The organism is Hyphomonas sp., from assembly GCF_040882205.1.
Classification (GTDB): Bacteria; Pseudomonadota; Alphaproteobacteria; order Caulobacterales; family Hyphomonadaceae; genus Hyphomonas.
In genome coordinates, this window is the sequence record NZ_JBBEBT010000282.1 from 1 (window position 1) to 14,668 (window position 14,668).

The following is a 14,668-nucleotide window of genomic DNA, read 5'->3' on the forward strand; positions in this document are numbered from 1 at the left end:
AAGGACGATGCCAGAAACGACATCGGCTGTGTCGCCACGGGGGCCAATCATCATTTCACGTCACGGGCGCCCTGCGCTGAACCGCGATCTTGGCCCGAAGCTCGTATGGACCGAGTATGTGGACTGGTGGGCGAGCTACGAGGCTGGGCCCCTGGCCGACGGACAGGCCGCGCCGCAAGCTCTGATGAGCCTCGTAAAGAATGCGGACGTGGTCTTTGCCTCCTCGCGGCTTCGGGCGCAGCAGACCGCCGCCATCGCGTTGCCGCAAAAGGCCGCAGACCATGACCCCGTGTTCAATGAAGCGGCGCTGCCGCCGCCGAAGCTGAAGCGGTTCAAGGCCCTGCCGAAAACGTGGAACGTGCTGGCCCGGACAGCCTGGCTGAGCGGGCACCACCTCGGCGATGAGTCCTCGAAGGAAGCGCGCATTCGCGCCCGGATTGCTGCGTTGCGCCTGCACGGGGCTGCGGCTCAGGGAAAAGTCTACCTCGCCGGCCATGGCTGGTTCAACCGGATGCTCCGGCCGGAGCTGAGGCGCCTCGGCTGGGTCTGTGTCGAGGATGGCGGCGACCGTTACTGGAGCTGCCGCGCATATGAATATCGCGGGGGATAATCGGTCCGCCGGGCCCTATTTTGGTTGTCGCTCCGCCAGCAGGGCTCTAGAACCAGATGCAACCGGCTCAGGAGGCTGTCAAAGATGGCTGAAACAAAAACCAAACCCGTCGACAAAATGAGCTTCGAGGAAGCGCTCACCGAGCTCGAAGTGATCGTGCGTCAGCTTGAAACGGGCGATGTCGAGCTTGAAAAATCGATTGCGATCTATGAGCGCGGCGCTGCCCTTAAGGCGCATTGCGATGCCCGCCTGAAATCCGCCGAACTGAAGGTCGAGCAGATCGTGCAGGGCACGAACGGTCCGGCCACCGAACCCGCAGCGTTTGACTGAGAGACCGGCTGGCAATGGGGGAAATAGCTGATTTTGAGCAGAGGCTGACCGAAGTTGCAGACTGGGTGACGGTTGCGCTGGATCAGCTGATCCCGCCTGCCAGTGGTCCTGAAGCCAACCTGATGCGCGCCATGCGGCATGCGGCATTGGCCAACGGCAAGCGGATGCGGCCCTTTTTCGTACTGGAAGCAGGCGCCATGTTCGGCGCTTCGCAAAAGAGCCTGCTGCGCACCGCAGCGGCGCTTGAGTGCGTGCATTGCTACTCGCTCGTGCACGACGACCTGCCTTGTATGGATGATGACGACTTCCGGCGCGGCCAGCCGACAGTCCACAAGGCCTTTGACGAGGCGACGGCGGTCCTCGCGGGCGACGCCTTGCTGACCCTTGCGTTCAAAATTCTCGCGTCGAGCGAAACGCATGACGATCCGGGTGTGCGCGTGATGCTGATCGAGCGTCTCGCCGATGCCTCCGGCGCGCGCGGAATGGTCGGCGGCCAGATGATCGACATGCTGGAGCAGGAGAGCCCGCGCGACCTCAACACGATCACCCGGATGCAGCGCCTGAAGACCGGCGCGTTGATATCCTATGCTGTGGAAGCTGCCGCCATCATTGGCCATGCAAGGGAAGCTGAGCGTAACGCCCTGGCCGGATTTGCCAACGATCTGGGCCTTGCCTACCAGATAGCTGACGACATCCTCGATGCAGAAGGGGACGAAGCGGTCGCCGGAAAGCCCCTGAGGACCGATTGTGCTGCAGGAAAGGCCAATTTCGTTACGCTTCTGGGCGTCGACGGTGCCCGCCAGCGGGTAAGGTTACTGGCAGCCCAGGCCAAGGAACATCTGGGGATTTTCCGTGACAAGGCCGCTATCCTGCTGCATTCCGTGGATTATGTATTGAACAGGCCCCGTTGAAACGCCTGCGCTGACATCCAGAAAAGACAACGAGAGATGACAGAACTACGCCCCAATCGCCTGCTCGATTCGATCCATTCGCCGGCTGACCTGAAAGGCCGCTCGCGCGCGGAAATCAAGCAGATCGCCGAGGAAGTCCGTGAGGAAGTGATCGACGTGGTCGCCGTGACCGGTGGACATCTCGGTTCGGGCCTCGGCGTCGTGGAGCTGACAGTTGCCATCCATTCCGTGTTCAGTGCCCCGGACGACAAGCTTGTCTGGGACGTCGGCCACCAGTGCTATCCCCACAAGATCCTGACCGGGCGCCGCGACCGCATGCGCACCCTTCGGCAGGGCGCAGGCCTCTCCGGGTTCACAAAGCGCTCCGAGAGCGAATACGATCCCTTTGGTGCTGCCCACGCGGCCACTTCGATTTCTGCCGGCCTCGGCTTTGCCAAGGCACGCGATCTCCAGGATGGCAGCAACCACGTCATCTGTGTCATCGGTGACGGCTCGATGTCGGCCGGTATGGCCTACGAGGCCATGAACAATGCGGGCGCCGACAAGACGCGTCTGATCGTCATTCTCAACGACAACGACATGTCGATCGCGCCGCCGGTCGGCGCAATGAGCCACTATTTTTCGCGCCTAGTTTCATCGCGGCCTTACCGCGGCCTGCGCCGGTTCGCGAAAAAAATGGTTGCGCCCATGGGCCTCGAGTCGCCGGCGCGCCGCGCCGAGGAGTACCTGCGCGGCTTCGCCATGGGCGGCACCATGTTCGAGGAGTTGGGCTTTTATTATATCGGCCCGGTCGATGGCCACGACCTCGATACGCTCCTGCCGATCCTGGAGAATATCAAGGCGATGCAGGATGGACCCATTCTGCTGCACGTGGTCACGCAGAAAGGGAAGGGCTACGCGCCCGCTGAAAACTCGGCCGACAAATATCACGGCGTGTCTAAGTTCTCCGTCGTCACTGGCGAGCAGGCCAAGGGCGCGGCCGGTCCGCCGAGCTATCAGAAAGTCTTCGGTCAGACGCTCGCCAAGCTCGGTGAGACGGATGACAGGATATGCGCGATCACCGCCGCCATGCCGTCCGGTACCTCGACGGACATTTTCGGCGCGAAGTACCCGGTTCGGCATTTCGATGTCGGCATTGCTGAGCAGCACGCCGTTACGTTCGCTGCCGGCCTCGCAGCGGACGGCATGAAACCGTTCTGCGCCATCTACTCTACCTTCCTGCAGCGCGGCTATGATCAGGTCGTGCATGACGTCGCCATTCAGAAGCTGCCGGTCCGCTTTGCGCTGGACCGCGCTGGTCTCGTCGGCGCGGACGGCGCAACCCATGCCGGCAGTTTCGACATCGGCTATCTCGGCGCGCTACCCGGCTTCGTCTGCATGGCGCCCGGCGACGAGGCTGACCTCGCCCGGATGGTGAAGACCGCGCTCGATATCGACGATGGTCCGAGTTCGATCCGCTATCCCCGCGGCGAAGGCATCGGCATCGAGATTCCGTCTGATCTGAAAGCGCTCGAAATCGGTAAAGGCCGGATCGTCCGTGAAGGGACGACCGTGGCGATCCTCTCCTATGGCACACGCCTGCAGGAATGCCTCAAGGCGGCAGAGATGCTGTCGGCGCAGGGCCTCAGCACAACCGTGGCAGATGCACGTTTCGCCCGCCCGCTGGACGCAGACCTGGTCGGGCGGCTCGCCAGGAACCATGAAGTTCTGATTACAATCGAGGAAGGCGCCAAAGGCGGCTTCGGGAGCTTCGTGCTTGAACACCTCGCGAACGCGGGGGCCCTCGATACCGGCGTCAAGATCCGCATCATGACCCTGCCGGACATCTTCCAGGATCAGGATTCGCCGTTTGCGATGTACGAAACGGCCGGTCTCAATGCCCGCCACATCGCTGCGCGCGCCATCGAGGCGCTCGGCCGGGGTGACATTTCGGCAATCGAACGCGCTGTCCGCGCCTAAAGCCCCCGCGCCACAAATTGACCTCAGTTCGGCCCTGTCGCCACCAGGCTTGGCGCGCTAAGCAAGGCACTGCGCATCCCATTTCCAGCGCAATTCACTGATTTTCACCGGAGAACACCGATGCTTCGCCCCCTCCTGTTTGCAGTAGCTAGCGCTCTCGTCCTCGGCGCCTGTGCTTCGTCGAGCGATGCCCCGTCGACCTCAACAACCGGCACCGCCGCAACCTCGGTCGTATCCCCGTTCAATCTGGCCATCCAGACCGCGGATGAACTGGTCGCCGCCGGCAACACACCCACAGCAATCCAGCGTTTGATGCAGCTCGCCGGTGACACCAGCCTCTCGCCGGAGCAGCTGGGCGAAGCGCTTTACCGCCTTGGCCAGCTCAGCGGTTCGCCCTCAGGCTATGATGCGGAAGGCGCAGTCGATTACTTCAACGAAGTCCTGACGGACTACGCCGCCACACCGGCCGCCAAGCAATCCGCTGGCGCACTACCGGGCACCCAATCCGCCGTTGCAGCGCTGATGGTGAAACTGGGTTCGGTCAATTCAACCCAGTCCGACAAGTTCCTTGCCCTGTTTAATCTCGGCCGCCACGAGGAGGCCATCGACTTGATGGTGTCTAACGACATCCTGCCAGACAACGAGGAACTCCTCGCGATGTACCAGATCGGCTACCTCTGCGAAGACCTGAACCTGACCGGCCGGGCCTATGCGGTGACCGACCGCGACGGCACGATGCGCAACCTGCGCTTTTGCGATTTCGGCAAATAATAGTGTGCGTCGCCTCAGGGGAGACGCTGAATGCAGGTCGTCGAATACCGCCGGAGAGCCTAACTCGCGGATAAGGGCGAGGCCGTTTGGCGCGCCCATGCGGACCGCCTCGAACAGATTGCGCCGGATGGCACCTTGCGCACCACGGTTGCATACGGGGCGGTCAGACGGCTCCGGCTGTGCTTTACGCCCGGCCGGTTTCACACAACGCGGTTCCTGATGGAGCTGACCGGTACGAAATCGCGTCTTGTCATCACAAACCTTCACGCCGGCGGTATCGGCGCTCTGGAAGACAGGTTCGAAGGCTTTTTCAACCTTGTGAGGGCCGTGGTTGCAGGGGCGGCGCGGGCCAGGCCTGACGCGGAGTTCGTGGCAGGCGAACAACCTGCGATCTATTGGCTGCTCGTCGCCTTCAACCTTGGCGCCTTCACGTTGCTGGTGCTCGTCGTTACCCACTTGCCGATTGTGCCCGGGAACGTTTCTGCCTCGGGCCTCATCAAATCCGTTGTGATCCTGTTCAGCCTGCCGCTGATGCTGTCGTGGCTGGTCAATGCCCGTCCGCGCCGATTTGATCCGCAGGAGGGTCTAGAAAAGGTGATCGCCGCCCGCACCGCCTGAACCTTGCGGACTGGGATTTTCAGGCTCCGGCCCCTTCAAAGGCCCCGCGGAACATGGTTTGCTGGTCGGGAGAAACTTTTGGAGGATACGAGTGATGGCTGAAGGCATGGCACCGGACTGGCCGGCAATGTCGATCGAGGCTGCGAACGCTGCGCTCGCCGGGCCAGGTTCGCCGGTCGAGCTTGAGGACGCCGTCATTGGCGGTGTGCCGATGAAGGTGTACAAGAACGCGCCGCCAACCATCCCGTCGATCCTCGACGCGGCAGCCGAGCAATTCGCGGACCGGACCTATCTCGTCTATCAGAATGAACGCGTCACCTTCCGGGCCCTGCAACTGGCGGCCCGGACGCTCGCAAGGGCGCTGAAGGACAAGTTCGGCGTGGAGAAAGGCGACCGCGTTGGCATCATCATGCGCAACTATCCGGAATGGCCGCTAGGCTTTTACGCCGCACTGAGCACCGGTGCAGTCACGACGCCGATGAATTCCTGGTGGACCGCCGAGGAACTGGAATACGGCCTGTCCTTCGTGGGTGTGAAGATCGCCGTCGTGGATGGTCAGATTTATGAGCGCATACGCAAACACCTTGAGCGCCTGCCGGATCTGAAGCACATCCTGATCGCCCGCGATTTCGCAGACGAGATTGCAGACCCGCGCGTGCATTCGCTGAGCGCCATCGTGGGTGATCCCAACACCTGGGCCAATTTACCGGATGCCGGTCCGGTAGGCGTTGATCTGGATACGGATGACGATGCAACAATCATGTACACATCCGGTACGACTGGGAAACCAAAGGGCGCGCTTGCAACACACCGCGCGGTCGTCTCCAACATGTTCAATTCGATGACCTGTTCGGCGCGCATGTTCCTTCGCAAGGGCGAGCCCGTTCCGGCGCCGGAGCCGGAGGCGATGCGCGCAACACTTCTATCGGTTCCGTTCTTCCATGCGACGGGATCATTCGCGATCCTCATTCCGTCAGCGCTGCGCGGTGACAAGATCGTCTCCATGTACAAATGGGACGCGGGTGAAGCCTTGCCGATTATCGAGGCGGAGAAGATCAGCTCCATCGGCGGCGTGCCCGCCATCGCCTGGCAACTTCTGGAACATCCGGACCGGGATAAATACGACCTCTCCTCGATCCAGGTCATCTCCTATGGCGGGGCGCCGTCTGCTCCGGAACTTGTGTCCACGATCAAAAAACGCTTCCCCGACGCGGCCCCCGGAAACGGCTGGGGCATGACCGAAACCTGCGCGACTGCGACGCTGAATATCGGCGAGGACTACGTGAACCGGCCGTCGAGCGCCGGCGCGCCTCCGGGCGCGGTGGAACTCAGGATCTGCGATCCCGAGGGCAGGCAAGTGCCACAGGGCACGGTGGGCGAACTCTGGTGCAAGAGCCCGTCGAACTGCCGCCTCTACTGGAATCGTCCGGACGCAACCGCTGAAACCTACCGGCAAGGCTGGGTCGTGACCGGCGACCTCGCGCGCATTGATGAGGAAGGCTTCCTATACCTCGTTGACCGCGCCAAGGACATGCTGATCCGGGGCGGAGAGAACATCTACTGCATTGAGGTGGAAAACGCCCTCTATGACCACCCCGCCGTAATGGATGCGGCGGTTGTCGGTATCCAGCACAAGATTCTCGGCGAGGAAGTCGGTGCCATCGTGCAGCTTAAGCCCGGCAAGTCAGCAACGCAGGCTGAACTGCGCGCGCATGTCGCCGGCCAGCTTGCCGCCTTCAAGGTCCCAGTCGAGATTCAGTTCCTCAACGAGCCGCTGCCGCGCAATGCCAACGGCAAGATCGTGAAATCGCAACTGCGCCAACGCTTCGCGCCAAGAGCCTGACCATGACGTGCAGTAAACGTCGCATCGGCGATCGGGACGTCCACCCCGTCGGTCTTGGATGCATGAACATCACCCATGCCTACGGCCCCCCGCTGGACGAGGCCGAGGCGCAAGCCCTGCTCGTGCGCGCGCTGGATCTCGGGTGCGAGTTTCTCGACACGGCGACGATCTATGGACTTGGCCGAAGTGAAGCGCTGATAGGCGAGGCGCTGGGTCACCGGCGGCAGGAATACTTCCTCGCCAGCAAATGCGTGCTCGGTTTCCGCGATGGCCAGCGTGTGATTGATGGTCGCCCCGAGGCCATCAAGGCCGCCTGCGAGGCGAGCCTGAAACGGCTGCGCACGGATGTGATCGATCTTTACTACCTGCACCGGCCGGACCCGAAGGTGCCTGTCGAAGAGTCTGCCGGCGCGCTCGCCGATCTGGTCCGCGAAGGGAAGATCCGCTTTATCGGCCTTTCCGAAATGGGCGAGGAGCAGCTCCGCCGGGCGCATGCGGTGCACCCGGTTGCCGCCCTGCAGTCCGAATATTCGCTCTGGGTCCGCAATCCCGAAATTGCTGTGCTGGATGCCTGCCGCGAACTGGGCACGGTGCTCGTGGCCTTTTCGCCGGTCGGGCGAGGCTTCCTCGCCGATCCGCCGGCAGACCCCGCGAACTTTCATGCCAGTGACATGCGCCTCAGCATGTTTCCGCGCTTCCGGCCAGAATACTATCCGGCAAATCTCACCCTGCTCGTTGAGGCGAAAGCCGTGGCCGAAGAAGCGAATTGCTCGCTCGCTCAACTTGCGCACGCCTGGACGCTGGCCAAGGGTGAGCATGTCATCCCGATCCCCGGCACCGCGCGCATGGCACATCTCGAAGAAAACCATGCGGCACCAGATGTTTCGCTGACCGCCGCGCAGGTTGCCCGCCTGGACGCGCACTTTGCGCCGGAGCGCGCCGCCGGTCCGCGCTACAGCCCGCCGGGGCAGGCGAGCGTCACCACAGAGATGTTCCCGTTCGAACAGCAGGCACATGGTTGATAAACCACCGGCCGCGCTGGAAGATCGTGGATGCGCGCAAGACGGTCGCCGCTTCTCGCCCTCCGCTGCCCGCAACCGGGAGCCTGTCCGTGATGCTCTGGCGCAGGTGCTTGATGGGACCGTACATCTGCTGGAGGTCGCCTCCGGCACCGGCGAGCATGGCGCCTTCCTCACTGCAGGCCTTCCCGGCCTCAGCTGGACCTACTCCGACATCGACCCTGACAGCCTTGCCAGCCAGCGGGCATGGCAAGGCGCGGACGAGACCGGCCGGTTGAACGGTCCCCTGCGGATCGATGCGTCCACGGATGACTGGGGCAGTGCAGAAACTGCGCCGCCCTGGGACGTGATCTTTTCCGCCAACATGATCCACATAGCGCCGTGGCCGGCGGCAACAGGCTTGCTGCGCGGAGCAGGGCGACTATTGCAGCCGGGCGGCTACCTGATCCTGTACGGACCCTTCGCGCGTTCCGGCGCCATAGCGCCTTCAAATGCGGCCTTTGACGAGAACCTGAAATCCCGCAACCCCGATTGGGGCGTGCGCGATCTCGACATGGACATTCTGCCTTTGGCGTGCGCCTCGGGTCTTGAGCTTTTCGCCGTAACGCAGATGCCCGCCAACAATCTGACCGTCTTTTTCCGCCGCGTTCAGGCTTTCGCCGTTCAGCTGTCCGTATCGTGATCCGAGTGCGGGTTGCTGCTGCTGCGGGTTCGGGCAGCCTCGTCTTCCATCGCGTCTTCGGTCGAGCCCTAATGCTTCAGGCCGTTCAGTTGGCCCACCTGCGGCAAGCGGCCTTCCATGCCGAGCTGAAAGTTCAGCGGAATGCCGGTTGGCTCATCGAACGCGCCGATGCTCATGGAAATGTGCTGGTTGTCCCCGTGCCGGTAATAGAGCGGCGTGCCGCAATCCCCGCAGAAACCGCGCCGTGCCTTCGCGCAACTGTGAAACTCCGCAGGCTCGGCCCGCGTTCACTGGAAATCCGTGTACGCCGCACCCACCAGAGCGCCGAAGAAATTGCCCGTTGCCTTCTGGCACATACGGCAATGGCAGACATGCGGGTTACCGCGAAGGCTGGCGGCGCGAAACCGGATGCGACCACACCTGCAACCTGCGCTCCGCACCATGGTCATGCGCCTATTCCTTGCCGCCGCCGAAACGCTCGGTCCATTCGGAGACCTGCGTATCTTCAATTTTCTGGAACAGGACATCCGGCGGCGTAATCGGCGCGCCGCGCGGGATGGTATCCATCAGCGCGGCATCATCCCAGTTCGGCCAGCGGCGGTTGGCGCCGGGAATGCCGAGCGCATCGAGCACCTTCTTCGACGCATCCGGAATGATCGGCTGCGCGATGATGGCAAAGACGGCGGCGAGGTTTATGCCCGCCCGGACACCGACGGCAGCGCCGTCCACGTCAGACTTGTACTTCACCCAGGGCTCGGCCTTCGTGAGATATTCGTTGCCGGCCGCCCAGAGCGCACGTGTCTCGGCCGCTGCCTTGCGAAATTCCATCGCCTCGTAATACTCGTCGATGGCTTTCAGGCGTGTCGAAAGTTCGTTGGCCATCCAGGCTTCCGCTTCACCGGGCGTTCCAGCTTCGGGTACTTTGCCGTCAAACTTCGAAGCGCAGTACTTGGTGATCCTGTTGACGAAGTTGCCGAGCACGTTGGCAAGATCCGAGTTCACAGCGGCCTGGAAGCCCTCCCAGGTGAAAGCGGCATCCGACCCTTCCGGCGCATTGGCGATAAGATACCAGCGCCAGTAATCCGCCGGCAGAAGGCTCAGCGCCGTATCCATGAAAACGCCGCGCTTCTGGCTGGTCGAGAACTTTCCGCCATACCAGGTTACCCAGTTGAACGCCTTCAGCTTGTCGACCGTCTTCCAAGGCTCTCCTGAGCCAAGCAGGGTGACCGGAAAGCTCACCGTATGGAAGGCGACGTTGTCCTTGCCCATGAACTGGACATACTCGGTCTGGTCAGCGCCCTTGTCGCGTTTCCAGAGCTTCTCCCAGTCATTGCCGGTTGCCTCGGCCCATTCCTGCGTCGCCGAAATGTAACCAATCGGCGCATCGAACCAGACGTAGAACACTTTGCTCTCGAAACCCGGGCGCGGTGTTCCATCGGCGGAGGTTACTTTCACGCCCCAGCTGAGATCGCGCGTGATCGAGCGTGCGATCAACCCTTCATCCAGCCATTTATTGGCAATCGAGACAGCCAGCGACGGCCAGGACTTACCCTTGTCATTGACCCAGGCGCGGATCGTATCCTGCATGCCAGTTTGCTGGAGATAAAGATGCTCCGTATCGCGCACTTCGATGTTCCGGCTGCCGGTGACAGCGGAGTAGGGATTGATCAAATCGACCGGATCCAGCAGGCGTCCGCAGTTGTCGCACTGGTCGCCGCGCGCCTTTTCGTAACCGCAATGCGGACAGGTGCCCTCCACGTACCGATCTGGCAGGAAGCGGTCATCATCGACGGCATAGACCTGTTTCGAGGTTTGCGGCTCGATGAGGCCATTCTTTTCAAGCTCTTGCGCAAAGTGCTGGGTGAGCTTGTGGTTCGCTGGCCGCGAGGTGCGTCCGAACCAGTCATAGGACAGGAGGAAGCCCTCGCCGGCCTTACGCTGGATCTCGTACTGCTCGTTGCAATATTGCTGCACCGTCTGGCCAGCTGCCTGCGCGGCGAGTTCGGCCGGCGTGCCATGCTCGTCGGTGGCGCAGATATACGTCACATCATGCCCCTTCAGGCGCATCACCCGGGCATATACATCAGCCGGCAGCATCGATCCGGCGAGGTTGCCGAGATGCTTGACCCCGTTGATGTAGGGCAGGGCAGACGTGATCAGGATACGCCGGATTTGCGTCATGGGCCGCGGTGTCTTTCAACTTGAGGCTTTGGGGCCGATTCCAGCCAGTGGCCGGGGAAGGCGCCCTTTTAACGCGGCGCGCCGGAAAAGAAACTCTTCGCATCCCGGCGCTGATCCGGGATGCCAGCAGAAAAGCCCTGGACGGCCAGGTCAGTCCGGGGCCAGTCCGGGGCCAGTCCGGGGCCAGTCCGGGGCCCGTCCGGGGCCCGTCCGGGGTCAGTCCGGGGCCGGTCGGGGGCGGAACCGGTCAAAGAGCGCGTTGCGGCGTCAGACGCCTTAGCCGGGCTAAACCTTGAACGCCACGTCCGCGCGGCGGGCCATCGGCTCCCCCATCGGCGCAGCGCCTGCTGCGCTCGCCTCGAGGCGGCTGTAATCCGCCCTGTAATTGACCGGTTCAATGCCGTTCTGAAGCAGCGCCGATATCACCGTTTCAGCCCGCGCGTCGGACAATACGCCGGCGTCCTTATCTGTTCGGGCTTCCTTGGGCAGATCATCGATGGAAATATCCGTGACATGGCAAGCCCTGAGTTGCTTGCCGGCTTCTTTGATCAGCGTCTCTGATTGCGGGGAGAGGTCTGTTTCATACGCAGCGCAGTAGACCGAAACCTGCATGTCAGTGCAGGGCGTGCCGGCGACGGCGCGTGCCGCTTCGGGCGGCGGCGTTGGGCGCGTATCAGCCATGACAGGCAAGGAGACGGCCAGCGCAAGACACCCGGCAGCGGCATGTTTATGGTTGAAGGCCTTCATTTCCGTCTCCCTGATCGACGACGCATGATCATTCAATCCCGGGGCCGCGCGTTGGTTTCCTTGCGCACAGTTTATGCATTTAAAACAGGCTGTTATACCTGCGTCAGGAGCCGCCCCAGTAGGTAACCCGGCGAAGCAGCACTTCCATGGGGCCGCGCGCCGCGAAATTTCTCCACCCCCCGGTGAACACGAGCGATGCCAATGCCACCGCCGCAGCGACCAGAATTGCCTCCGCCGCGCCCATACGCCCAAAATGGCCCAGTCCGTAGGCCGTGAAGATCAGCGAGAAGAGGACGGATTGGACGAGATAGGCCGTCAGTGAGGCCGAGCCCGCCCGTGCGAAGAAGCGTCGTACGGGACCTGCCGGTCTGGCTGAAATCGCAGCGATCAGCCCGCAATAGCCAAGTGCCGAAAATGCAGCAAAACCCATGATTACCGCGGTGCCGAAGATGTAGGTCGGGTCTACGGATGATCCGGCCTGCAGCAGGATCCAGGTTCCGGCGGCGCTGCCGGCGATGCCAGCCGGCAGGAATACGCGGCGCGAGAGACGCCAGATCGGCGCCGCCGGCTGTTCGATGACCCCGGCCTTTACCGCCGCCAGTCCAAAACAGAAAAAGCCGAAAACCGAAACGCCCTGCTGGATGATGACGCTGGGCAGGACGAGGGGCAGCAGGTTCAGGCGGTAAAGCGCGGCCTGCCAGAAATTGCCCTCGCCGAAGGCCCTGCGGGCGTCGGCTTCCATGCGGTCATAGCCTGCCTCGCCCATCGCCTCCGGCGCATAGGTTTCGCCGGTCCAAACCAGGCCGGCGAAGGCCAGTAGGATCAGCGTATTGGCCGCGACAAGGGCCACGCCCGTCCGGACCAGGACCTTCACGGACGCAAGACGCAGCACGAACAGCAGGCAACCCAGCAAGCCATAGGTCAGCAGGATGTCGCCGAACCAGAAGAAAACAAAGTGCACGATCCCGAGCCCGATCAATGCACCCATCCTGCGGAAATAGCGCGGCGCGAATGCCTTCCCCGCGCGCTCGGCCGCCAAGAGCTGGTAGGCTAGCCCGGCGCCAAACATCATCGAGAAGAGGGGATAGGACTTCATCAAGAAGAGGAGGCAGACTGCGGCATAGGCAAACTGGTCGGCTAGCGTATCGAGGCCGCCGTCATGGAATCCCGTGGTGAACGGCTGGGCAAAGGCGATCACGTTGACCACTGCAATCCCGAACAGGGAGAATGCCCGCAGCAGGTCAGGCATCAGGGCGCGGTCTGCCATGTCGGGCCTCCCCGGGAAGGTGCAGGCCCAAGTGTTGGGGGCAATGGTGCGGGCTGGCAAGCCAAACCGCCTCCCGCGCTTGCACAGGGGGGGCGATTCCGGTATCCGCAACCCCGTGCCGGCATAGCTCAGCTGGTAGAGCATCTGATTTGTAATCAGAGGGTCACGGGTTCGAGTCCTGTTGCCGGCACCACTTAAGATCTTGAAAAATAACATAAAAAAGTATTCAAGAGTTTGCTGTTCAGAGCGCGGAGACGGTCAAAAGCACTACAAAGATACCAACTTGGAGATATCTGCTGCGGAATTGTTCGAGGGGTTGCCAGTCGACGGCCTCTAAGCAGGCGGACCCCTGCTTGCGCGCGCATCCGCTCGCGCTTTGGGCCTGTTGCCGAGCCAACCTCCACGCCTGCTGGAGCCACTTCAGTTCGGTTGCTCCGGCTTTTCTAGAGTGCTGCAACACATTGTACGGCCTGCCCGCCGCTACTGCAGTTGCGGTTGTGACCTGAGCCCTGTGGCTCCCTCATTCATTTCGAGAGTCTGGCCCTTTCTTGCTCTGAGACCCAAGTCTGGACCATTCCGAACTAGAGTTTTCCGGCCTTTTCACACTGGCGGACTGGTGACGCCAGCGTGATTGATCAGCGCTGCCGGGGGTTTGTTCCCGATCGCGCTGTGCGGTCTTACCTCTTTGTAGCCTCTACGCCAACACTCCAGCTTTTCGCGGGCATCTGGCAGGCTCATGAACCAGTTCGCGGACAAGCATTCGGCTCGCAGCCGGCCATTGAACGCCTCGATGAACGCGTTATCGGTCGGCTTGCCGGGGCGTGAGAAGTCCAGCGTAACGCCGTTCGCGTAGGCCCAGAGATCGAGATCCCGGGATATGAACTCGGATCCCTGATCGACCCGGATCAACTTCGGATATCCAGTCTGACTGCAGATCCGGTCCATCGTCTGCACCACGTCCTCACCGCGATAGCTGTAGCGCGCATCGATTGCCGGAACATACTTCGTCCAGGTATCGACGACCGTCAGTATCCGGAACTTTCGCCCCGTCGCCAACTGATCGTGCACGAAGTCCATCGCCCACACTTCCAATGGCGAGACCGCGTCCTTGCGGTCCCGGATCAGCTTGGCGCGCACCTTCCGTTTCGGGTGCTTGTTGCGCAATTGCAGGCCCAACTCATTGTAAAGCCGCCTCACTTTCTTCTGGTTCACGAACCACCCCTCCCGTCTCAGGACGACATAGATGCGCCGGTAGCCGTACCGCACGCGTGTCTCGCAGATCTCCTTGATGCGCTCTTTCAACGCGGCCTGATCGGGTCGCCGAGAGTGGTAGTGGAAGGTGGACGTGTCGAGCAGCAGGTTGCTGCAAGCCCTCCGGATCGACATGCCCCATTCCCGAACCGCCTCTTTGACAAGCTCCCGCTTGCGACCAGGCCTTACGTCTTTCGTTTGAGAACGTCCTGCAGCATCTCCTTGTCGAGCGACAAGTCAGCGACGATCCGCTTCAGCCTTGTGTTCTCGTCTTCGAGCTCCTTGAGCCGCCGCATCTCTGACGGCATCATCCCGCCATAGCGCTTCTTCCAGTTGAAGAACGTCGCCTGACTGATCCCCGCCTTCCGGCAGATCTCCGCCACCGGAATCCCGGCTTCACCCTGCTTGATAATGAACGCCTTCTGCGCGTCCGTGAACTTCGATGCCCGCATCGGCCTCGCTCCTTCCAGCCTGGTTCC

Annotated in this window: 14 protein-coding genes, 1 tRNA gene and 1 pseudogene; 10 read left to right on the forward strand and 6 right to left on the reverse strand. The window is 62.1% G+C overall.

The features are described from left to right. The 9 genes from WEA77_RS12050 to WEA77_RS12090 all read left to right on the forward strand — a co-directional run. Nucleotides 1–610: histidine phosphatase family protein (locus WEA77_RS12050; RefSeq protein ID WP_368068130.1), on the forward strand; the 610-nt coding region annotated here is incomplete at its 5' end. 84 nt (nt 611–694) lie between these two features. Further along, entirely contained in the window at nt 695–940 is a 246-nt protein-coding gene (locus tag WEA77_RS12055; RefSeq protein WP_368068131.1) for an exodeoxyribonuclease VII small subunit, read from the forward strand. A gap of 14 nt (nt 941–954) precedes the next feature. Continuing rightward, nucleotides 955–1,851: a polyprenyl synthetase family protein gene (locus tag WEA77_RS12060; protein ID WP_368068132.1), complete on the forward strand. Its 897-nt coding sequence runs from the start codon at nt 955–957 to the stop codon at nt 1,849–1,851. Between the two features lie 36 nt (nt 1,852–1,887). Continuing rightward, on the forward strand, nt 1,888–3,810 hold the full coding sequence (dxs, locus tag WEA77_RS12065; protein ID WP_368068133.1) for a 1-deoxy-D-xylulose-5-phosphate synthase: 1,923 nt from the start codon (nt 1,888–1,890) through the stop codon (nt 3,808–3,810). A 120-nt stretch (nt 3,811–3,930) separates the two neighbouring features. Further along, nucleotides 3,931–4,581: a hypothetical protein gene (locus tag WEA77_RS12070; protein ID WP_368068134.1), complete on the forward strand. Its 651-nt coding sequence runs from the start codon at nt 3,931–3,933 to the stop codon at nt 4,579–4,581. A 219-nt stretch (nt 4,582–4,800) separates the two neighbouring features. After that, nucleotides 4,801–5,199, forward strand: coding sequence for a hypothetical protein (locus tag WEA77_RS12075; RefSeq protein WP_368068135.1), 399 nt, complete (start codon nt 4,801–4,803; stop codon nt 5,197–5,199). Nucleotides 5,200–5,293: 94 nt separating this feature from the next. Continuing rightward, nucleotides 5,294–7,042: a class I adenylate-forming enzyme family protein gene (locus WEA77_RS12080; protein WP_368068136.1), complete on the forward strand. Its 1,749-nt coding sequence runs from the start codon at nt 5,294–5,296 to the stop codon at nt 7,040–7,042. A 2-nt stretch (nt 7,043–7,044) separates the two neighbouring features. Beyond that, a complete protein-coding gene (locus WEA77_RS12085) occupies nt 7,045–8,064 on the forward strand; it encodes an aldo/keto reductase (RefSeq protein WP_368068137.1) in 1,020 nt (339 codons plus the stop codon). Further along, nucleotides 8,057–8,743: a DUF938 domain-containing protein gene (locus WEA77_RS12090; RefSeq protein WP_368068138.1), complete on the forward strand. Its 687-nt coding sequence runs from the start codon at nt 8,057–8,059 to the stop codon at nt 8,741–8,743. Before WEA77_RS12085 ends, WEA77_RS12090 begins: the two co-directional genes overlap by 8 nt. 68 nt (nt 8,744–8,811) lie before the next feature. On the opposite strand, the pseudogene WEA77_RS12095 reads toward WEA77_RS12090, so the two are convergent. From WEA77_RS12095 to WEA77_RS12110, 4 genes and pseudogenes are all read right to left on the reverse strand, one after another. Then, a pseudogene (locus WEA77_RS12095) lies at nt 8,812–9,000 on the reverse strand (GFA family protein); the annotation flags it as partial. Nucleotides 9,001–9,196: 196 nt separating this feature from the next. Then, entirely contained in the window at nt 9,197–10,924 is a 1,728-nt protein-coding gene (gene metG, locus WEA77_RS12100) for a methionine--tRNA ligase (RefSeq protein WP_368068139.1), read from the reverse strand. 285 nt (nt 10,925–11,209) lie between these two features. After that, nucleotides 11,210–11,671, reverse strand: a complete 462-nt coding sequence (locus WEA77_RS12105; protein ID WP_368068140.1) for a hypothetical protein — start codon at nt 11,669–11,671, stop codon at nt 11,210–11,212. A gap of 103 nt (nt 11,672–11,774) precedes the next feature. Continuing rightward, the gene (locus tag WEA77_RS12110; RefSeq protein ID WP_368068141.1) at nt 11,775–12,938 is read right to left on the reverse strand and encodes a DUF418 domain-containing protein; all 1,164 of its coding nucleotides are present in this window, start codon (nt 12,936–12,938) and stop codon (nt 11,775–11,777) included. 117 nt (nt 12,939–13,055) lie between these two features. Here WEA77_RS12110 and WEA77_RS12115 point away from each other — a divergent pair. Then, nucleotides 13,056–13,131 (forward strand) — tRNA-Thr (locus tag WEA77_RS12115). A gap of 1 nt (nt 13,132) precedes the next feature. On the opposite strand, the gene WEA77_RS12120 is transcribed toward WEA77_RS12115, so the two are convergent. Both WEA77_RS12120 and WEA77_RS12125 read right to left on the reverse strand, forming a co-directional pair. Then, a complete protein-coding gene (locus WEA77_RS12120) occupies nt 13,133–13,303 on the reverse strand; it encodes a hypothetical protein (RefSeq protein ID WP_368068142.1) in 171 nt (56 codons plus the stop codon). A 235-nt stretch (nt 13,304–13,538) separates the two neighbouring features. Continuing rightward, nucleotides 13,539–14,641, reverse strand: a protein-coding gene (locus tag WEA77_RS12125) for an IS3 family transposase (protein WP_368068143.1) whose coding sequence is annotated in 2 segments (ribosomal slippage) — nt 13,539–14,380 and nt 14,380–14,641 — 1,104 coding nt in all. Because the reading frame shifts where the segments join, the coding sequence is not laid out codon by codon here. Nucleotides 14,642–14,668 lie beyond the last annotated feature (27 nt).